Annotated in this window: 14 protein-coding genes; 5 read left to right on the plus strand and 9 right to left on the minus strand. The window is 61.7% G+C overall.

All coding sequences use genetic code 11. The features are described 5' to 3' along the window. Positions 1 to 94 precede the first annotated feature (94 nt). The 3 genes from I9P22_RS02815 (at position 95) to adhP (ending at position 4,406) form a co-directional block, all read left to right on the plus strand. Entirely contained in the window at positions 95 to 1,450 is a 1,356-nt protein-coding gene (locus tag I9P22_RS02815) for an IS1380-like element ISPme1 family transposase (protein ID WP_011997539.1), read from the plus strand. 52 nt (positions 1,451 to 1,502) lie between these two features. Beyond that, entirely contained in the window at positions 1,503 to 3,305 is a 1,803-nt protein-coding gene (exaC, locus tag I9P22_RS02820) for an acetaldehyde dehydrogenase ExaC (protein ID WP_233253166.1), read from the plus strand. Positions 3,306 to 3,374: 69 nt separating this feature from the next. Continuing rightward, positions 3,375 to 4,406 carry an alcohol dehydrogenase AdhP gene (gene adhP / locus I9P22_RS02825; RefSeq protein WP_199257880.1) on the plus strand — a complete coding sequence of 344 codons (1,032 nt, stop codon included), beginning with the start codon at positions 3,375 to 3,377 and terminating at the stop codon, positions 4,404 to 4,406. On the opposite strand, the gene I9P22_RS25015 is transcribed toward adhP, so the two are convergent. Then, the gene (locus I9P22_RS25015; RefSeq protein WP_199257952.1) at positions 4,390 to 4,719 is read right to left on the minus strand and encodes a MerR family DNA-binding protein; all 330 of its coding nucleotides are present in this window, start codon (positions 4,717 to 4,719) and stop codon (positions 4,390 to 4,392) included. The genes adhP and I9P22_RS25015 overlap by 17 nt on opposite strands. 160 nt (positions 4,720 to 4,879) lie before the next feature. On the opposite strand from I9P22_RS25015, the gene msrB reads away from it, so the two are divergent. Next, on the plus strand, positions 4,880 to 5,362 hold the full coding sequence (msrB, locus tag I9P22_RS02835; protein WP_233253167.1) for a peptide-methionine (R)-S-oxide reductase MsrB: 483 nt from the start codon (positions 4,880 to 4,882) through the stop codon (positions 5,360 to 5,362). On the opposite strand, the gene I9P22_RS02840 is transcribed toward msrB, so the two are convergent. After that, a complete protein-coding gene (locus I9P22_RS02840; protein ID WP_332908993.1) occupies positions 5,359 to 5,706 on the minus strand; it encodes a PilZ domain-containing protein in 348 nt (115 codons plus the stop codon). The two genes, msrB and I9P22_RS02840, sit on opposite strands and share 4 nt — an antisense overlap. 79 nt (positions 5,707 to 5,785) lie before the next feature. Next, on the minus strand, positions 5,786 to 5,971 hold the full coding sequence (locus I9P22_RS02845) for a hypothetical protein (RefSeq protein ID WP_199257883.1): 186 nt from the start codon (positions 5,969 to 5,971) through the stop codon (positions 5,786 to 5,788). On the opposite strand from I9P22_RS02845, the gene I9P22_RS02850 reads away from it, so the two are divergent. Continuing rightward, positions 5,970 to 6,743 (plus strand): hypothetical protein, encoded by a 774-nt coding sequence (locus tag I9P22_RS02850; RefSeq protein ID WP_199257884.1) that lies wholly within the window; start codon positions 5,970 to 5,972, stop codon positions 6,741 to 6,743. The genes I9P22_RS02845 and I9P22_RS02850 overlap by 2 nt on opposite strands. 31 nt (positions 6,744 to 6,774) lie before the next feature. Here I9P22_RS02850 and I9P22_RS02855 read toward each other — a convergent pair whose 3' ends face one another. The 6 genes from I9P22_RS02855 to I9P22_RS02880 form a co-directional block, all read right to left on the minus strand. Further along, positions 6,775 to 9,828, minus strand: coding sequence for a helicase-related protein (locus I9P22_RS02855; protein ID WP_199257885.1), 3,054 nt, complete (start codon positions 9,826 to 9,828; stop codon positions 6,775 to 6,777). Positions 9,829 to 9,968: 140 nt separating this feature from the next. Next, entirely contained in the window at positions 9,969 to 11,822 is a 1,854-nt protein-coding gene (locus I9P22_RS02860) for a phospholipase D family protein (protein WP_199257886.1), read from the minus strand. Then, positions 11,819 to 13,048, minus strand: a complete 1,230-nt coding sequence (locus I9P22_RS02865; RefSeq protein ID WP_185926703.1) for a DUF6361 family protein — start codon at positions 13,046 to 13,048, stop codon at positions 11,819 to 11,821. Before I9P22_RS02865 ends, I9P22_RS02860 begins: the two co-directional genes overlap by 4 nt. Before the next feature lie 5 nt (positions 13,049 to 13,053). Continuing rightward, entirely contained in the window at positions 13,054 to 14,274 is a 1,221-nt protein-coding gene (locus I9P22_RS02870; protein WP_199257888.1) for an ATP-binding protein, read from the minus strand. 645 nt (positions 14,275 to 14,919) lie between these two features. Continuing rightward, on the minus strand, positions 14,920 to 18,312 hold the full coding sequence (locus I9P22_RS02875; protein WP_199257889.1) for a DEAD/DEAH box helicase family protein: 3,393 nt from the start codon (positions 18,310 to 18,312) through the stop codon (positions 14,920 to 14,922). After that, positions 18,309 to 20,408, minus strand: a complete 2,100-nt coding sequence (locus tag I9P22_RS02880) for a GmrSD restriction endonuclease domain-containing protein (protein WP_199257890.1) — start codon at positions 20,406 to 20,408, stop codon at positions 18,309 to 18,311. Before I9P22_RS02880 ends, I9P22_RS02875 begins: the two co-directional genes overlap by 4 nt. Between the last annotated feature and the right edge of the window lie 7 nt (positions 20,409 to 20,415).

Raw genomic sequence — 20,415 nt, forward strand, 5'->3', positions numbered from 1 at the left:
CCCACATTCTCCAAGTAAGTCGCTGATTTCGCTGTCGTAATCGTGATATTTCGCATATAAATCATGGCGTTGACGGCTGCGAGGGGCGCGTTTCATGGATCACCTGGAGGGTGCGGGCTTGGCGCGGGGAGATCGGGTTGATTTCGACCGCCGTGTGCGTCTGGAGTTCCGTGGTGCGCAGATCAGTTCAGACGGTGGCCTGCTGGTGATGCGCGAGCTTGATGACGTGCTCGGCCTGTCCAATCTGGCGTCGGAGGCGCTGCGAGACAGCCGCACCGGGAAGAACACGCTCCATCGGCTTGACGGATTGTTCCGGCAATCGGTGTTCGGACGACTGGCCGGATACGAGGATGTGAACGATGCCGACCGCTTGGCCCTCGATCCCGTGATGCGTCAGGTCGTTGGCGGCAGGGCCGTCGAGGCGCAAGCTGCTTCGGCATCGCAGATGGGACGGTTCGAGACCGAGACGCTGGCTCTGGCCGCGAACCGGGCGGCGCTGGCCGATCTGAACGGCCAATGGATCGACCGGTTTCATGACCGCAACGGGTTGAAATACATCGTGCTGGACATGGACAGCTCGGTCAGCCCCACCCACGGCGATCAGGAAGGTACTGCCTGGAACGGGCATTTCGACTGCACCTGCTATCACCCCATCTTCTTGTTCAACCAGTTTGGCATGCTGGAGCGCTGCGCCCTGCGTAACGGCAATGTCCACAGCGCCGATGGCTGGCGGGATGTCCTTGATCCCGTCATTGCCCGATATGCTGGCCGCGACCTTGGTGGACGCTTCTTCCGGGCCGACGCTGCCTACGCGATCCCCGCGATCTATATGCGGCTGGAAGAAGCCAGGTTCTTCTACGCCATCCGTCTGCCCGCCAACGCCGTCTTGCGCGAGAAGATCGCGCATCGGCTGACACGGCCCGTGGGACGGCCTTCGCTGACCAAGGTCAAACGGTTCTTCGAGGACTTCGAGTATCAGGCGGCGTCCTGGGACAAGCCGCGCCGCGTCATCGCCAAGATCGAATGGCATCCGGGCGAGCTGTTCCCCAAAGTCGGCTTCATCGTCACCAACCTGCCGATGGAGCCAGACTGGGTGGTGAGGTTCTACAACCAGCGCGGCACCGCAGAGCAGCACATCAAGGAAGGCAAATATGCCTTTCGCTGGACGCGGCTGTCATGCCGGAAGTTCCGGCACAACGAGGTGCGGCTGCAACTGCACGCGCTGGCCTACAACCTGGCAACCTTCCTGCGCTGCATCGAACTGCCCGAGGCCATGGCGGACTGGTCGTTGACCAGCCTGCAACTCAAGCTGATCAAGATCGGCGCCCGCGTCGTCCGCCACGCCCGCGCCATTACCTTCCAGTTGGCCGAGGTCGCCGTCACCGGCCCGATGGTGCGGGCCGTCCTTGCCGCCATCCGCCGTCTTCGAACGCCTCCGTCATGCGCATGACCACGATCCATGCCCAACTTGCCGCCATCCGCCGTCTTCGAACGCCTCCGTCATGCGCATGACCACGATCCATGCCCAAGCTGAACGAAAGCGGCAGGACAGGTCGGTCTGCCGCGCGGAAAAGCGGCTCTGCCGGGCCAGAATGCTACGGGTTCGAGGCTTGATCCACCCGACTTCGGCCGTTTGCGCGACGACAGACACCGCTCGGGGCGAAAAACGCTTGCCCAGCGAGCAAAATCAGGCGATCTTGAAGTCAAGCGGCAGGCCACTTGGGGAATGTCGGCTCAAACGACGTCGAACAATCGACGCCCGAGGAAACCAGCAGGAGGCTCTTTCCGTGACCAAGCCCGAATTCATCCGCGCCGCGACGCCCAAGTTCAAGACGCGCTACGACAACTTCATCGGCGGCCAATGGGTCGCTCCGGTCAACGGCCGCTATTTTGAGAACACCTCCCCGGTGAACGGCCGCGTCCTGTGCGAGGTGGCTCGCTCGGACGCGGCTGATGTTGAATTGGCGCTGGACGCCGCGCACGCCGCCAAGGACGCCTGGGGCAAGACCAGCGTCGCCCAGCGCGCGCTGATCCTTAATCGGATCGCCGACCGCATCGAGGCCAATCTTCAGGCCGTGGCCGAGGCTGAGACCTGGGACAACGGCAAGCCGGTGCGTGAGACCTTGGCGGCGGACATCCCCCTGGCCATTGACCACTTCCGCTATTTCGCCGGCTGCATCCGCGCCCAGGAGGGCGGCATTTCGGAGCTGGATAACGACACGGTCGCCTATCACTTCCACGAGCCGCTGGGTGTGGTCGGGCAGATCATCCCGTGGAACTTCCCTATCCTGATGGCGGCGTGGAAGATCGCCCCCGCCCTGGCGGCGGGCAACTGCATCGTGCTGAAACCGGCGGAACAGACCCCGGCCTCGATCCTGCTGCTGGCCGAACTGATCCAGGACATTCTGCCGGCGGGCGTGCTGAACATCGTCTCCGGCACGGGGGTCGAGGTCGGCGAGCCGTTGGCCACAAATCCGCGCATCGCCAAGATCGCCTTCACCGGCTCGACCGCCGTCGGTCAGAAGATCATGGAGTACGCGACGCAGAACATCATTCCGGTGACGCTGGAACTGGGCGGCAAATCGCCCAACATCTTCTTCAAGGACGTCATGGACGCCGACGACGCCTTCCTGGACAAGGCGCTGGAAGGTTTCGCCATGTTCGCCCTGAACCAGGGCGAGGTCTGCACCTGCCCCAGCCGCGCCCTGATCCACGAAGACATCTATGAGGCCTTCATTGAGAAGGCCATCGCCCGCGTCGAGGCCATCAAGCAGGGCGATCCGCTGGACCCGACCACCCAGGTCGGCGCCCAGGCCTCGGACCAGCAGTTGCAGAAGATCCTGAGCTATTTGAAGATCGGCAAGGACGAAGGGGCCGAGGTCCTGACGGGCGGGGAGCAGTCGCTGCTGCCGGACGACCTGTCGGGCGGCTATTATGTCAAGCCGACGGTGTTCAAGGGCACCAATGACATGCGGGTCTTCCAGGAGGAGATCTTTGGTCCGGTCCTGGCCGTGACCACCTTCAAGACCTTCGAAGAGGCGATGGAGATCGCCAACGACACCGAATACGGCCTGGGCGCCGGTGTCTGGTCACGCGACATGAACACCGCCTATCGCGCCGGCCGGGCCATTCAGGCCGGGCGGGTCTGGACCAACTGCTATCACCAGTATCCGGCGCACGCGGCCTTTGGCGGCTACAAGAAGTCGGGCATCGGCCGCGAGAACCACCGGATGATGCTGGACCACTATCAGCAGACCAAGAACCTGCTGGTCAGCTACAGCCCGGACAAGCTGGGCTTCTTCTGATCCTTTCGGAGGCGCGGACGTTCAGTCCGCGCCTTTTCTCTTTCGCGATCCAACCGAGGAGTAGTGATTATGGCCAGGACCATGAAGGCCGCTGTCGTGCGTGAGTTCGGCAAACCATTGGTGATCGAGGATGCGCCGATCCCGACGCCGGGCCCCGGCATGATCCAGGTGAAGATCGAGGCCACCGGGGTCTGCCACACCGATCTGCACGCGGCTGAAGGCGACTGGCCGGTCAAGCCGAACCCGCCTTTCATTCCCGGCCATGAGGGCGTCGGCTACGTCTCGGGCGTCGGCGCAGGCGTCAAGCATGTGAAGGAAGGCGACCGGGTTGGCGTGCCCTGGCTCTACACCGCTTGCGGCCACTGCAAGCACTGCCTCGGCGGCTGGGAGACCCTGTGTCACGAGCAGCAGAACACCGGCTATTCGGTGAACGGCAGCTTTGCGGAATATGTCGTCGCCGACCCGAACTTCGTCGGCCACCTGCCGGCCAACATCAGCTTCGAGGAAATTGCGCCGATCCTGTGCGCCGGGGTCACGGTCTACAAGGGGCTGAAGGTTACGGACACCAAGCCGGGCGACTGGGTGGTGATCTCGGGCGTGGGCGGTCTGGGCCACCTGGCGGTGCAATACGCCAAGGCCATGGGCCTGAACGTGGCGGCGGTCGACATCGACGACGCCAAGCTCGACCTGGCCCGTCGTCTGGGCGCGACCGTGACGGTCAACGCCAAGACCTCAAACGACCCCGCCGCCGACATAAAGCGCCAGACCGACGGCGGCGCCCAGGGGGTGCTGGTCACGGCCGTGTCGCCCAAGGCGTTCGAACAGGCCCTGGGCATGACTTCGCGCGGGGCGACGGTGGCCCTGAACGGCCTGCCGCCCGGCGATTTCCCGCTGTCGATCTTTGACATGGTGCTGAACGGGACGACGGTGCGTGGGTCGATTGTCGGCACGCGACTGGACCTTCAGGAAGCCCTGGATTTTGCGGCCGACGGCAAGGTGAAGTCGATCAATACAATCGAACCGCTGGACAACATCAACGACATCTTCGCCCGCATGCACAGAGGCCAGATCGAAGGCCGGGTGGTCATGTCGCTCGGTTGATTTGTGAAGATCGTTGAGTTCCCTCATCGCCGTTGCCTTTGCGAAGGTCTGCTGTCGTGTCTCGTTCGAGCAGGACAGCGCCTTCGCCGAGTTGGCTCAAACGATCGCTCGGATTTCTGAGGGGGCAGTCGGCCATCGAAAGACAGCCGCAGCCGATGCACCCGTCGAGCTGGTCACGCAACTGACCTAGGCTGCGTATGCGGTCAGTCAGCATGTCTCGCCAACTTGTGGAGAGCTGTCGCCAGTCGTCCAAGGCGGGGGCTCGGTCGGAAGGGAGTTTGGCCAGCGCCGTCTTGATCGCCGCCAGCGGAATACCGGGTTGAACGGGTGCGGGCGAACTTCGTCCACGGCTTCCGCAAGCTCGAGGTCGAGATCACGACGTTCTGATTCCCTGCGGCGGGGGTGAAACCTCAGCCGCGTTCCGGGCGTATTAAGGCGGTAATGCCGATATTGCCGGGATGAAACCGATGATCTTGCCCATCCTCGACCGCCGCTGCCTGCTGGCCGCCGCTGCTGCGCTGCCGTTCGTCAGCGCCTGCGGAGCGGCTCCTGCCGAGGCAAAGACCTTTCCCAAGGGCAAGTCCAATGCGGAATGGAAGAAGCTGCTGACCCGCCAGCAATATTACGTGCTGCGCGAAGCGGGGACGGAGCGCGCCTTCACCTCGCCGCTCGACAAGGAAAAGCGCAAGGGCACCTTCGTGTGCGCCGCCTGCGCCAACCCGGTCTACGCCTCGGCGCACAAGTTCGACAGCGGCACCGGCTGGCCGAGCTTCTGGCAGGCGATCGACAAGGGGGCGGTGGGTACCAGCACCGATTACCTGATCGGTTATGCCCGCACCGAAGTGCACTGCGCTGATTGCGGCGGGCATCTCGGGCACATCTTCGGCGATGGCCCCAAGCCCACCGGCAAGCGCCATTGCATCAACGGCGTGGCGCTGAAATTCGTGCCGGCCTAGGCGCCCGGCGCGGCTTCCTCCAGCAGGGCGGGCGCCTGAAGCAGCGCCGCGAGCCGCGCGAAATCGCCCAGAGTGAAGGTGTCGTCGAACACCACGCCATATTGCTGGTCACGCCGCCAGCGCATCTTGGCGCGCACCTCGCGCGGTTTGCCCGACAGGTCCGGCATCTCCATGCGCACCGTCTGGTCGATGGCCAGCAACCGGTCGCAGGTCAGGCGCGCGCCTTGCTGCGAGAGGTTCTCCACCATCGCTTCGACACTGCCCGACAGCATCTTGATCGTCACCGGGAAGCACAGGGCGAGCCGCAGGCCGCGCTTGGGATATTCGCCTCTATAAGAGCCAATGCCCGCAGGTTGACCTTCTTAACGTCGGCCGGTGTCGGGGGTGCCGCTCGCTTCCGGCGGATCCATTGCCACAACTTTCTCATAGCGGCTCCGGCGCCACGAGCATTTGCCGTGTTTTCAGGTTGCCGTCGATCCGACGGTGGAGGTCGATGCCGTTCCCGCGCGAGTGCCCGAACTCCATCAGCTCGGCCACGGTTTCGTATTGGGTGTTGGGCCCGAAGAACTTGGCATTTCCATGCCATTTTTGTCCTTCGATCACACGCATGCGCCAGATCCCGACGGGGGCGGGGATCGTTACCTCGCTGTTTGCCGCGACGAAGACGGAGATCACATGGCGGTCTGTCTCAGTTGGCGACGACTCCCCGCAGATTGATTTCGGAGACGGCTCTCTGCTGATCTACAGTCATCTCTATGCCTTGCCCGATGGTATTCGGGTTGAGCCTTATCCTTCAGATCGGATCGAGGTTTGGGACTGGTCGGGGACAAATATCCGAACAGAATCGCAAGGATCGGAAAAGCGAGCCGATTCCGTCCAGCGGCGTATCATCGAGACCCTGCTCGCCGACGCGGACGCCTACGATCTGATTTTCGACGACGATGGATCTGGCGAGATCGCGGATGTGGTGACGCTTCGCGTCACCGAGGGCCTTGTCCAGGTCACGCTCCATCATTGCAAGTTTTCGAGCGCCGACACGCCCGGCGCCCGCGTGAAAGATCTCTACGAAGTATGCGGGCAGGCCCAAAAGTCCGCCCGCTGGCGCGACCGTCCCAACCGTATGTTCACGCATATGCTCAGGCGCGAGAAGCTGCGCCTCGACAAGGGGCAAAGCTCTCGCTTCGAACATGGGAACGCCGCGTTCCTCAAGCGGCTGAAAGCGAGCTGGCAGGACTATCGCTACGAATTTGACGTCCGCATCATTCAGCCCGGACTGTCACGGGCGGCGATCACCGAGGAAGGGTTGCACTTGCTCGCCGGAGTCGAAACCTATTTGCTGGAGACCCGCGCGATGAAATTGCGGGTCTTGGGCAGCGCATAGCCATCACAGGCCCGCCTCGCGTCTGCCTCGATCACCCAGGCATCAACCGCTGCTGAGCATCGACGTCGGTCATCGGCTGGTTGGTTGCCAACGCAGGCGCCGCCATGTCACCGCCATCCAATTTTGGAGCGCCGGTCTCCGCCATCTGCCCATGGCCGTTGGCCGATGAGTCCGGGGCAGTCGTGTGTTGTTGCCGCAGACCCATCGCGGAAAAATCCAGGATCAGCGGTTGCAGCAGCGCACGGGTCGCTTCCCCGCCGCGCGACAACACGTCAATAAAATCTTCCTGGTTGGGCTGGCCGAGAGCCAGTCGATAGATCATGCGCTGTTCCCGAAGTTGCGCGAATCGCAGCATGTCCCGACCAAAGGGACGCTCGAAAACGTGCCGGCGGATTTCAGCGCCATCGAGCACCCACCACGGGCGAAGGCCGCTCTCATCAACAAAGCGCTGCGCGTGCCGCTCCACGCATTGCCAGGGAGAGTGTTGCACCACGGCGGTATCGCCAAGCACTTCATCGCGAAGCTCTTCCGCCAGCTTCCGTCTGACCGACAGACCCGCATAGCGTTGGATGCGGCCTTCGCGTTGCTCGAGGTCGAGCGGGTTGGAGGAAAGGTCCCAGTGAACCACATGCGAACACCACGGATGAAAATCCAGACCCTCCTGCCCAACGGATGTAGTCGCCAGGACATGCGGCCAGAAAGGCGTGTTGAAACTTCGGCGCACTTCATCTGGACGCGCCGGGGCGGCCGGCGCGACGCCTCCCTCCACCTTGACCACCGGCTCGGCCTCCGCGTCGCCAAACGGGACGGCGACATGGCAACGGACAGGAATCTTGTGTGACTGTCCGCCAATCCCATGAAAGCTGAAACTGCCGGCACGGAGCCCGAGCGACGCCTTCAGATCCCTGGAAAGACCCGCTGCGCCCTCATGGAGATTCTGGGCGCGGAGCCAGAAATGCTCGTCCAGAACGCTCTCGAATCCGCCGTCGACCACCGCTCCCATGACCCGCTCGACCGCATTCCTGCCTGGCAGCGATGACAAAATGACCGGGTTGTCGAGATAGGCGCGCAGGCCCTGCCAACTGAGCTGGACCAGTTCGGGGTATCGCGGGCCATCCAGGATCGTCGGGTCATGACGCCGCAGAGCCCGGCCGAGCACGACGCCCGGCGCGCCAATGGCGTAATCAACGAGGTCGGAAAGCTCGGCCGGCGAAAGCCTGTCGATCGGCGGGGTCTGGCGCCATTTTCGCACCGCCGATTGCGCGGCGCGATCATCACCGATCGCACTGCTCCATCCCGCCGCCGACTGCTCCGCAATACCCGCCATGCGTTCGATGGAGGCCAAGACACGGGCAATCGATCTGTGGCGTCGGCGGGCCTTAACGGTGTCCCGCTCGACAATACCTCTCGGCAAAGCAGCGAGAATCTGCCGGCGAATTTCCTTGCGGACAGCAGCCAGCGGCGCCCCCGCCTTTGCGAGCGGATCGGTGTTACGGATCAACCACGGCGAGGGATGAAACGCCGCCATGACAGGGCCAGGGATCGCCGCCAGCTTGAAGCGCCGCCGTCTGTAGGCCTTTTCGTATCCCCCCTGTTTCTTAGGAAGGCACCGTGCCTCGACCCCGAAGCTGAGAAGCGCGGCGACGCTGGGGGGCGTTGCGCGGAACCGGCTGAACATAAGGAGCTTGGGATCAGCCCCGCCTTTCTGATCCGCCGTCGCCGCCGCCCACCCCCCGCGAAGCGGCCACCATGCAAGCGATGGGGCGACCCAGGGCAACGACAACAATGCGGGCGGAGCAACACTGCTCAGCGCACGAAGTTTGGCGTCCGGCCATTCGGCCGGAGCGTTGAGCTTGTTGCGGCGCTCGCGCGTCATCCGCGTGAGCTTCGGCGCAGCCTTGATCCTGGACTTCTTCCACGCCGCATAGCGCGGCCCGAGGGACTGGGCCGGCAACGGAACCGACGACCAGTAGGGCAACGCCTCGTAGCGCACTTGCTCGGCGAAGCTCTCCGCCAAATGCCGATACACCTGAAAATCCTCAGGCAGCGGGTCCGCATGGAGAAACCTGGTGCCGGCGAGCGGATCGGAGGACGCCACGCTGTCCCGCTCCGTGCGGGACATCACCGGCGTCATGAGTTGCCGAAGTTCATCCCTAAGCCGACGCGCTTCCGCTACCTCTTCCATCAGTTCCGGGCGGCTTGCATCGGAATGGGCCGAGATGGCGCGCAACTTGTCCCCAAAAACCGCGAAGAGATCCCTTGCGCGATCTCGCGTGTCCGAGCCGGCAAGAAACTCGATCAGTTTCAGAAGCTCTGCGTGAGCAAGCGCGCCGCGCGCTTCCTCCCATCGCGTGGTCAGATACGGATATGGCGTGGCGCTCAGCAGCAGGATCGCCGGACGTCTGGCCGAGCCTTCAGGCTCAAGGAGCGCCTTCAGGAGCGGGTCGGCGTCCTTCTCGTCCAGAAGCTGCCGGTAGCGCTGGAACTCGTCGAGAATAACCAGGTCCGGCGGTTGATGGCGCAATGTCGCCAGTGCCAAGGCTCGCCGGAGACGGCCAACGAAGGTGGTCGGCCTGAGCGGCTTGATCCTGCGCGCGGGGTCGCCGTGAAGCGCCAGGTCGAACATCGCACGCACAGGTACACCGAACTCAACCCCCAGCGCCTCACGAAACCTCTGCCGCAAGCCGGGTGGCGACATCGCAAACTTCTTCTCGGCCTCCGTAACGGCCCAGTCCCAAGAGCCGCGCGCACTAAGTCGCAAGATGTCGGGGTCGAGATTGCGAGCGAACGAAGGATAGCTCTGTTCGAGCAGCACCTTCAAGAACGCCCGTTCTTCCTTGCGGCCTCCGGTCAGGCGAGCCTTCGCACCCGGAAACGAGGTCGCAGGGGTGAGCGCATAGATCAAAACCGGGGTGGCAGGCCGCTTCTCGACGGCGATCAGCGAAAGCCGATCAGGCGTCTTGATCGCATCTTGTAGTTGAGAGTCGCCCAGGAAGTCGACAACCCGGCTTTTGTTCTGGTGCGAAACAGCGTGCCCGTTGGCGATGTAATAGATGGTCAGGGGCCGGCGGCCGTCATCGGTCATGCGGCAAGCCAGTTCCTTTGCCACGACGGTTTTTCCGAGTCCGACCTCATCGGCGACCAGAAAGCGCCTTCGGCCGTCAGGGTCCGCGAAGGCCGCGAACGCCGCATCTACGGCCGCCTTCTGAAATGGCTTTGGGGCACTCACGGGCGTTTGCCCTTGATTTCGGCAACCCCGAGTCCGCTGCGGAGCTTGCCCCACAGATCATCGAAGCGGCGCAGCATTTCCGCAATCTGGGGGTCGTCCTGCCTGGCCTCCTCAAGCACGGCCGGCAGATATTGGGATACCCGCCGCTCGATCTCGCGGAACTTCTGGGGATCACGCGCCCATGCCGCCAACATCTCCTCCAATGTCGGCAGCGAAGAGTCGAGCGCCGGATTCATTCCTGGAGCGGCTCGATCCCGTGGTTCGTCATTCGTCCAGTCGCCTTCCCCCTGGCGCCCGTCCTCCGCCAGCAATCCGGCGAGCCACAAGAGAAACCCTCTTGCTCCCAGAAAGCGCACGAACGCCGCGCGGTCGCGATCTTCCCCAAATGGCGGATCTGCGGGGGCGCGTTGCAACCAGGAGAGTCCCTTTTCTCCACGGCTCACGCGCAGCCGCACGAACTCGCTCCGCTCCGCGGGCGCGATCGGTCCCAGAAGCATAGTGGTTTGCCCGCAGGGCCACGCAACCAGTTCGCCATAGAGAGTGCCCACCTCGAGCGCGATGTCCGGCTCGTCCGGATGAGGACCGCCTGGATGGAGATCGGAGCGATGCACAAGGCGCGTGCCCTCATCGTCAAAACCGAGTTGCGCCGCCCATCGGGCCGCGACCTGCGCGCGCGCGCGTTCGAGCGCCTCCTCCTCCAGGGCCGCGTCGTCGGGCGCATATTCCACGAGAGACGCCTCAACCAACCGGGCTGAGCCGAGAAGGGCTTTCAGCCCCCTCTCGACCGACTCCGTAACGACCAGCTCGGCGGTAACTTCGGCATTGCGGCCAGTCCAGGCGCGCATGGTCGCGTTCGCGCTGCCGAGCCATAACCGCCGCTTTTGTCCCGATCGCATGAACAGCAACTTCGCGTGAAGGCCACGGCCAAGTTCCTCTTCCTCGTCGTCAGCCGGATCACGGTCGGAGGCCGTAACGGCCGTCTCTGCATCGGGCTCGGGGTCGCCGACGGGATAGTCCGGCGCGTCCAGCGCGAGCAGATCATCGAACGCCGCCAGCGGCGGACCAATCCGCTCGATCTCGCGCATTGTCGTCAACAGCACGCGCCGCGTCGGTTTCGAGCCCTGTGGCGCTTGTCGGGCGAGAAACGTCTTGTCGATGAACGGGCTCACCACCACGACTTCTTCCGTTCCTACCGTAGGCACAGGGACTGCCATATCCCCGCTTCCATCCGACCAGCGAAGCCGCTCCACGCGCACTCCTGTCGGAGCGCGCCAGGCTACCTTTGCGACGGCAGCGCCCAATGAAACAGGCCGCACGCCCTTGAGCGCCGCCCTCTCGGCCAGCGCACGCGCCACATCCTCTGCGCCTGGGATGGAAGCACCGGCTTTCTCCCCGGACAGGAGCAGCAATCCGATGTCCCGGTTCACATTTTCGGTGAGATTGCGGCTCCCGATCCAAAGGCGCCAACCGGCCCTCCCGCCTGCATCGCGCGTGCGCACGAGGGCTGCCTTGGGATGCCAGCTATGGGTCGCTTCATCGAAATCGACTTCGCGCACAAATTGGTCCAGGACCGCCGCGATACGCGGTGTCCGACGCATTTTTGCCAAGCGGCCTCGCTGGATGATGATGCGCACCTTTCCACGAAGGCGCTCAACCGCATCCGCGAAGTCGGAAGGGCTCCCACGGCCTGCATCTGTGTCCTTGCCCGCCAGAGCAAGCAGCGCCGCGCCAATCGATCCCAGATCCGCCGAATAGGAGGCCAGCAAGGCCAATTCGACATTCTCGTCGGAACCGGGGCGAAGACCCTCAAGAAACGAGAGCGCCGGCCAGTTGTCGACCGTCCCGATCATTCGGCGTTCGCCAGATCGTTGAGGAGCATGCTGACCTGCTCCCATCTATAGTGGAGAGGTCCAGCCAGGCCATGCTCGTCGTTCGACCATTCGAGCCGACGCGCGCGTCCGTTGGGCGTCAGGGGAAGCCGCGCGCGAGGCCCCTTCCGGGCTTCGGCTGCCGCATAGACCTCGAAAAGCGGTCTGGGATCTGTCGATTTTGAAGCTATCCACTCCTTCGTCGCCGTCACGACGGCGCGCAACTTCAACGGCAGTGCGCCTATGTCTGCCTCAAGCGCGTCGACGTCGAGTTTGGCCGCGACAGCGCCGTATTCGGCGACGGTCGAGGCGAGGTGATCGCGATGTCGGGTCGACGCCTCTCTTTTGTCGTCGGCCTCGACGACATGTTCGAGGAGAGCGTCGTAGACGGCGCGCCCCACGCCGGCCAGATTGGCCGCCTGCTGCGCCCGAGCCAGCGGCGCCCGGTCGGGACCGGCAATCGCACGGGTCTCGTCAGCCCACATTCCCGGTGGCGATGCGGCGTCTGTCCGAACAAGACGCGCGAGCAAGGAAAGCTCATGGCCTCCGCTGCCGCGTAGTTGGGCGAGGCGCTCGCGGAGAAATTCGGCCTCGGCGACCGCCAGCCGGAGAGTGATCGATCCACCGCGCCAGCTATCCGGGCGCTTGGGAAGCGGGACGAACGGCGGATCGAAGCCGAGGAGTGGCTGTCCGTCATCGTCGGTCGCCGCCCTCACGCCCTTCAGCAGTCTATGCGCGTGCGCCCGAGAAATCGTCCGCCCGTCAAGACGCGGGCGCAGGATTCCCCACACTGCGAGTGCATTCCAGTAGACGGTCGATGGCGGCTGACTGGACGGCTTGGGAAAGACACGACCGCCAATGACCTGGGACTCGCCTGCCTCCCGGAGCCGCCCGGCAAGCACTCTTTCGCGTTCGCGTAGGGCACGATCGGCCGCCGGTCCCGTCAAACCCGCGAGGTCCTCGAACAACCAGGGCACAAAGATCGCGTAACGCGCCCGCGTATGCAGGACCGATGTGCCTGGGAAGAAATGATCGGCATACCGCTGATGGATGGTCAGAAAGCCGATCTCGTCACGCACGCCCATGGACTCCTCATCCATTTGCGCCTTGGCGCGGGCCAGCGCCTCGCGGGACAAATAGGTCCACCCCAACGCAGGTTCGAGCTGTATGGCGCGTCGAGCGTGTGACGATCTCGTGGGCTGACGCATCGCATTCAGCTCCACAACGTGGATATGGGCGCTGCTGCCAGGCGATCGCCGAACGGCACGACGTCCGTGCTGTCGTAGAGAACGGCGCCAAACGCGAAGCGGTCACCACAGGCGTCGGCGAGCGCGCGCAAGCCGGAAAAATCACCGGCCTTGACCGTAGCGCTCGCTTTGACCTCGATGCCAGCGATCATCCCGTCGTCGCGCTCCAGCACGATGTCGACTTCGCGCATGTCCCGGTCGCGGAAGTGATATGGCGCCAACCGCAGATCCGACGCGGTCATCAGCTTGAGCACTTCCGAGAATACGAAGCTCTCAAGTAGCGCCCCGAACGCGCCACGGTCTGTCTTCACCCTATCGAAGGTTAGGCCGCGCGCGCTCGCCAGGAGACCAGGATCAAGGAAATGTAGTTTCGGCGTCTTGACGATGCGCTTCAGCACATTGGTGAACCAGGGCTGCAGCGTCGCGATCAGAAACACCTGTTCGAGCAGTCCCACATAGCGCTGCCCGGTCTTGTGGCTGACATTGATGCTGGCCCCGAACTGCGAATAGTTAACCAGCTGGCTAGAATGCTCGGCCAGCAGCCGCACGAATTTTGGAAGCTCGGTCAGCTTCTCGATCTCCGCGATGTCCCTGAGATCGCGAGTTAGGACCGACGTGAGATAGGATCTCGCCCAGTCCTGCCTGCGCCGTTCGCTGTCTCGAGCAATGGCTTCGGGAAACCCGCCGAGCAAGGTGGAATGGATGAGCTCGTCACCGACGATCGCATTGCGGGCCTGCTGCAGCTTTCCCTCGAAGAGGCGCTCAAGGAAGGTCGGAGTACTGCCGTCGATCTCGGCCTTCGCCAGCGGCAGCATCCGGAGCGTTTCCATCCGTCCGGCAAGACTGTCGGCGACCCGCGGCAAGGTCAGCACATTGGCCGAGCCAGTGAGGAGAAATCGACCAGGGCGATAATCCTCGTCGACCGTCTTCTTGATCGCGAGGAGCAGATCAGGTGCGCGCTGGATCTCATCGATGATGGCTCGATTCAGGCCCCGGATGAACCCGGCTGGATCAGCCTGCGCAGCTTCGAGCACGGTCTGGTCGTCTAGCGTGATATAGGTGCGGTCGGCCTCCCCCATCTTCCTGACGAGCGTGGTTTTGCCCGCCCGGCGTGGCCCCACGATGAGGACCACGGGTGTATCTAGAAGGGCTTCTTCCGCCCGGCGCTCCACAAACCGCTCGAACATTCCATCCTCGAGTTGCTGACAATTGGAACTATCTATGTCGGCTAGTTGGAAGTCAACGGATAGCTGATTGGAACGCGTTGGGTCGCGATCTGGAAGTGGCGGTACGTCTGAGCCCGTAGTCTCGGCCGACCTCTCCACGGGGGCGCGCGTCGCCGGTGTGCAATGGAATTTCGGGATCAACGATCAATTGCCGGTTCAGGCCGCTTCGATTTTCCTTCTCAACGCCAAATCCGCAGCGCATCAAAATTTGTGGCGACCGAACTCAACGGTGCGGCCCGAGCCTACGCAGCCGACTGAAATAGCAAGTGAAGATCGCCGCAGATCCCCGAAACCATCTTTACTTGCTTGGCAACTTCGCCAACATCGGCCCGTCTCATGAGGCGGCCGTCCGACCGCAAGTTAAGATGGTTGCACCCTCCCGCAACCATCTTTACCGGCGTCGATTGCAAGTTATGATCGACGCCGGTCCCCGCAACCATCTTTACTTGCTCGGGCAGCAAGTGAAGATTAGATCCTGCCCCCGCAACCACTTTTATTATAACTCCATAGAATGTGAGATATAACAAACACTTAGGCCGCCGAAAGGCGGCCTTTGCTGTTTCGCAGTTATCTCCACCATGGGATCGGCATGCCCCCATCGCCCCATTAAGCCGCGGCCCTCTTGCGAACGTCTTCAAGAATCCTGACGATCTCAATAACTCCGGCGCTGTCAAAGACGCCCTCGACGCCCATGGCATCGAAGTCGGTAAACGGGCTCTCGTAAAGCAGTCTTGGGTCCATCACACCCCGTTCGGTGAGATGGTCGATAATCATGTTCACGAACTCGATCTGGTTCGCGGATAGTGCTCGCCCTAACTGGAATTGATCGAAGGCACGCTTGGCGGCCTCCCGATCCAGGCCAACCAGAGACCGGATGAACACGCCGAGGCCCCCTTCGCTACGAATACGATCCAGGTCCCCCGGAACCGCGATGCCAGCATCAACGAAGACGCGCTCCAGCTCGGCCAAGTCCTGCGCTGTCAAAGGTTCATTGCGGCGAACTTTCTGAATCGCGATGTGATCTTCGTGTTCCTTCAGGAAGTGCCGCACCTTCATGCGGAAGCGGTGCGTATCGGTCCCGACGGCCACGCCATGAAACTCGATCTCGCTTGAGGCACCGATCTCGTCCTCAAAGTCGGTATAGATATGCGGGCGTTTCTTCAGCTCGATGAGCTTGATCAGGCTACGCAGCCGGCGGCGAACCATTTCGAGCATCGGCGGCGTCACGTCCTGCCAGAACTCGTCGGTCTGAACCTCCAGGATGAACGCCATTTCAGCGGCCACCATTGGTACGTTCCCGAGCTCTTCGAGGGAGGAGGCCAAATCGATGATGCGCTTCTTGAGACTGGCGAAAGCTTTCTCTGCACGCAATACCGCGAGCTGAGTTTGCAGAATGAGGTAGTCGAACTGCTTGGCTACGATATCATCATCAACCAAGGCTGACGGCAGCCCGGCGACGTGTTCGATCAGCTCGGTGCGCTCGTCTAGGCCCAGCTTTGCCCATATATCGGCTGCCTGATATTTCTCCACGACCCTGCGCTTGGGACGGACGATGAAGTTTTCGACGCTCATCCCGTCCACCTCCTGACGAAGATGAGCGACGATGTCGTGCCGCAGGATCGCCGTTGGGTTTTCTCCATCCTGATGTGCCTGCCGGTCGAGTTCACCAACAAGCTCGACGCGGGCGGCAAACAAGCGCTCGCTCAGCGAAGCGCCCGACGATCCTTCAGATAGATCGGGGTTCTGGTTAAAGAACTCAAAGTTCTGGCAGAAATCGAAGACGTAGAAGTACTCCTTGTGCTGCCCGACACCGAACAGATCCGGGCACAATCGCGTTCCCCTCCCTATCATCTGCCAGAACTTCGTCTTTGAACGAACAATCTTGAAAAAGACGAGGTTTACCACCTCTGGAATGTCGACTCCGGTATCGAGCATATCCACCGAGATGGCGATATGAGGTTCCTTGTCGGCGGACGAAAAATCGTCAATCAACGACTGGGCATATTCGGTCTTGAAGTCGATGACGCGGGCAAAACGCCCTTGGAGATGCGGATAGTTGGCATCGAAGCGTTCAGAGATGAACTGCGCATGGTCATGGTTCTTGGCAAAGATGATGGTCTTGCCCAGACGATCTCCGTCAGCGACCTTCAGGCCTTGGGTCACGACGTGTTCTAGAACCTTGTCGACCGTGTCCTCATTGAACAGCCACTTGTTGACGGCTGCGGCCTCGACGCGATCGGGGATAGCGCCGTCCTCGTCCCACTCGATCGCGTCCCACGCCTCTTTCTCCTCTTCCGAGAGGTCATCGTATTTGATCCCCTCCCGTTGGAACTTGAGTGGCACAGAAACGGCCTTTGGCGGCACAAGGAAGCCGTCGCTGACGGCTTCGTCCAACCCATAGGCATCGGTCGGGATGCCCCGCTCAAGGTCGAAGAGCGCATAGGTATCGCGGTCCACCTCATCTTTTGGCGTCGCGGTGAGTCCGACCAGCAGACTGTCAAAGTAGTCGAAGATCGCCTTGTACTTTCGATAGACGGAACGGTGTGCCTCGTCGATGACGATTAGGTCGAAATGCCCTGACCCAAAACGCCTTACACCGCTTTTCGTCTCGTCGATCAGGCCCATCATGGTCGGGTAGGTCGAAACGTATACCCGTCCATGGGCGGCCTTGTCGGTGACCAGGTTCACGGGTGAAGCCTGCGGCAGGAATGCTTTGAACGCATTGGTCGCCTGATTGACGAGCGCGACGCGGTCAGCGAGGAACAGGATGCGCCTCGCCCAGTTGGCGCGCATCAACAGGTCAGATAGCGCGATAACGGTCCGGGTCTTTCCCGATCCAGTCGCCATGACCAACAACGCCTTACGCAGATTGTCCTTCTCGAAGGCCTCTGCGACGCGCCGGATAGCGCGGGTTTGGTAGTAGCGCTCGACGATCTTTGAATTGATGTCCTCCGGCGCCAGCGGCTTGCGTGTCGATCGCCGTTGGATCGCAAGCTCCAGCTCATCCCTCTTAAGAAAGCCCTGAATCGGACGCGGCGGGTATCGGCGATCATCCCAGATCCAATGCTCATAGCCGTTGGAATAGAAGATGATCGGCCGCTGCCCGAACTGGCGTTCTAGTGCATCGGCGTACAGCTCGGCCTGACGCTGACCTTCCCGTGGATCCCGGCGGGTGCGTTTCGCCTCCACCAGGCCGAGCGGTCGACCGTCGGCACCCCAGAGCACGTAATCGACGAAGCCCTCACCCGTCGCATTGGGCATTCCGGTTACGGGGCACTCGGTATCATGACCCGGCTTGGTGAATGTCCAGCCTGCCTCCGCGAGCAGGAGGTCAATAAAGGCATCCCGGGTTTGCGCCTCATTGTAGTCGTGTCCGTCGGGGATGGCTTGGTTGGCTTTCTTGACCTTGGCGATCTCGTCTTGAAGCCGCTTGATCTCGGCCTCCAACTTTAGCCGGTCGCCGTCGCTTTTCAGGCGCAGCTGCTCGGCACGATCTCGTTCCCTTGCTGCCTCCTCGAAGCGTTTGGCGATCTCCTTGAGCTTGCCGAGTGTGGATGCCTCCACTTGAGTGGTGCGCGGCAATGCATCAGCCGAAAACGCGACTTCGGCGGCAGGCTTTGCGCCCTTCGCATAGGTACGTACCAGCCAATACGCGATATGGAACAACTCCCTGACCGCCGTGATGGCGCGGCCAGGGGCGACAGCCTTGGATTCATGCACGGCTACGTTGCCGAGGTCCTTGACGACTTTCCCTTTGGCGACCAACGCATCACCCACGAGCTTGCGGAATGTCGGCTCATGGATCAGCGCGGAAAGTGTCGTCTCGTAGGGCGGCCGAAGCGTGCGGTCGTGGCGGTACATCCACTTGACTGCGACCTCCAGCGCCAGCCGTGCGTAGAAACAGGCACTGCGCGGGTCGGAAAGCGCCAAGATCTCGGCCTTCACGGCATGCTCATGGACCTCAGAAAATTCGGCTTGGAGGAATGCGAACTGGCTCATGCATCACCTCCATTTCCGAGTTGACGTTCAAGGGATTGACGGACAAGCCCGATGACGTATGGCAACTCGTCCAGGGCAGTGAATCTTACCTCGACATCGCCATTCCCCCACCGGCCGAGGCCAGAGACATCCTTACACATGCCACGCGGGTCACTGATATCCGCAAATCCCATGTTTAGCGACAACCGCAACTGCTTTGCCTGCGGGACGACGTCCACAAAATTCGTTTCCGCCTTGTACGCTACGTAGAGCTTGAGGAACTCTTCGCTGACGCAGGGATCGAGCTTCAGGACTTCTTGCCGGAACGCATCAAAAAGCTCTCGCGTCGGCGAGTTGAGGAGGTGCGGGTGGTCGTCAATTGAGTACCCTGCGGCCTTGGTCTTATCGGGCTGGTATGCGGCAAGCACATCGGGCGGCATCACCGGCGCTCGCCAAACATCCGACGCCTGGGCCGCCAGCTTTGACGCACGTGACTTGATAGTGTCTTCGTTCCAATCCTCCAACTCGCCGAGCCCCGCGTTGACCCGGAGCGGGCTCTGTTTGAAGCCTCCATCCATATCGCGCTTCTCTTTGAAGGACCGATTGCTGTATTCGGAATTGTATCCTGTCAGCGTCAGGTTCCCGAGCGTATGCAGATAGGTCTGATGGATACGCTCCCACTCATCGCCAAGTGCAATCCTCCAAGCGTTCGAAAGCACCTCGCTCTGGGGCATGATGTGTTCAATCGTGTACTCGTCTACCGGCACCCTTTCCTTTCGTGCATGGTTTTCGAAACGACGAAGCCAATAGCTGCGGCTTCGGAAATTATAGAGATCACGGGTCTGCATATCCCGCTTGAACTCGTCGTCGCTCGGGAAGCGCCGATAAGACGGCATCAACAGGAAATGCACCTTTATGCTTTCCAGATATCGATCCTTCTTCAATGCCTTCGTGAAGGTGGCAAAGGTTTTGTTCAGTGAATTCGTCGGTATCGCGCAGATGGCACGCCTGAATACGTAGGCCTCGATCAGGCGGACAGCTTCGAGGAGCTCTTCTTTACCTAGTAAGCCGTCGACATAGTCATGATAGAGTTCCAGCAGGAAGGGGTACGCCACATCGACCCGGAGCTCTCGGAGGTCGTGGAATGCAAGCTTCAGTACGGGATCGCTCTCCGCGCCCAATGCCATGGCGCAGTAGTATTTTGCGAAATCGCGGATGTCTTTGACCAGTGTTTCTACGCCCGCATCCGCAATCTTCGGAGAGCGCGCATGCCCTTTGAACGCCTCGTACACATCGTCGAGGCGGGGGATTTCGCCAGTCTTCACGGTCAGGTAGTGACGCATGAAACTGTCAAAATGGGTATTGTAAGCCTCCTGCCCGAAGGCCACTTCCATCGGCCGCCAGAATTGCTCATAGAGTCGGGTCTGTAGCTCCGGCTCCAACCCCATCAGGATGAAGTTGCGGATCAGGTCGGCTTGGCTGAGTTCCCGGCCCGTCGAGTTCATGCTCTCGAAAATGAGCTGTGGGTTGTCCTGGTCCCGGCTGAGCGCGATGTCGACGACGACCAATTTGGCGAGCCCATTGCAAACCGCAACAAAATCGCTCTGACGGGAGGCGATTAGATCGCGGAATAGGTCGTAGTTCTGCGTGACCCTGAGCGATCGTTCGGCCGGCTTGTCATTCTGGCCAACGATCGACGTCAGCGTAACCTTGTCGGTTTGAGACAAGAGAAGCTTGTAGTGACGTTCCCCTGTCTCTTCGGGATTGAGAAGGTAGTAGTTCCTGAGCTTGCGGGCCGAGAAGCCATCGAAGGGTTCTGCATCGCCCAGCGCTTCGGACAGCGCAGCTAGCAACAGCGTTACGGTCGTCAGCCGCTGTTGGCCGTCGATGACGAGCAGTGGCGCCTGGTGAGAAACTTGGGAAAGCCCTGCCTCGATGTAGACGATGGAACCGATAAAGTGGACCGATATTGCGTCGTCGCTTCCTGCGCGGATGATGTCATCCCAAAGCTGAACGCATTCACGCTCGGTCCAGGAATAGGTCCTCTGGTAGATAGGAATCACGAACTGCGGCGATTTTTTGAGAAACGCGAGGAGCTTTGCTTCCGTTGCCTTCATTCTTGTA

The organism is Paracoccus binzhouensis (assembly GCF_016446475.1).
GTDB classification, from domain to species: Bacteria; Pseudomonadota; Alphaproteobacteria; order Rhodobacterales; family Rhodobacteraceae; genus Paracoccus; species Paracoccus binzhouensis.

Bases quoted from the DNA above. Each gene is read 5' to 3' on its own strand.
- I9P22_RS02880 (WP_199257890.1), bottom strand. From the start codon at position 20,408: ATGAAGGCAACGGAAGCAAAGCTCCTCGCGTTTCTCAAAAAATCGCCG.
- I9P22_RS02845 (WP_199257883.1), bottom strand. From the start codon at position 5,971: ATGCGTGTGATCGAAGGACAAAAATGGCATGGAAATGCCAAGTTCTTC.
- I9P22_RS02865 (WP_185926703.1), bottom strand. From the start codon at position 13,048: ATGCGTCAGCCCACGAGATCGTCACACGCTCGACGCGCCATACAGCTC.
- I9P22_RS02855 (WP_199257885.1), bottom strand. From the start codon at position 9,828: ATGACCGATGACGGCCGCCGGCCCCTGACCATCTATTACATCGCCAAC.
- I9P22_RS02850 (WP_199257884.1), top strand. From the start codon at position 5,970: ATGCGCCAGATCCCGACGGGGGCGGGGATCGTTACCTCGCTGTTTGCC.
- I9P22_RS02860 (WP_199257886.1), bottom strand. From the start codon at position 11,822: ATGATCGGGACGGTCGACAACTGGCCGGCGCTCTCGTTTCTTGAGGGT.
- adhP (WP_199257880.1), top strand. From the start codon at position 3,375: ATGGCCAGGACCATGAAGGCCGCTGTCGTGCGTGAGTTCGGCAAACCA.
- I9P22_RS02815 (WP_011997539.1), top strand. From the start codon at position 95: ATGGATCACCTGGAGGGTGCGGGCTTGGCGCGGGGAGATCGGGTTGAT.
- I9P22_RS02875 (WP_199257889.1), bottom strand. From the start codon at position 18,312: ATGAGCCAGTTCGCATTCCTCCAAGCCGAATTTTCTGAGGTCCATGAG.
- exaC (WP_233253166.1), top strand. From the start codon at position 1,503: ATGCGCATGACCACGATCCATGCCCAAGCTGAACGAAAGCGGCAGGAC.
- I9P22_RS02870 (WP_199257888.1), bottom strand. From the start codon at position 14,274: ATGTTCGAGCGGTTTGTGGAGCGCCGGGCGGAAGAAGCCCTTCTAGAT.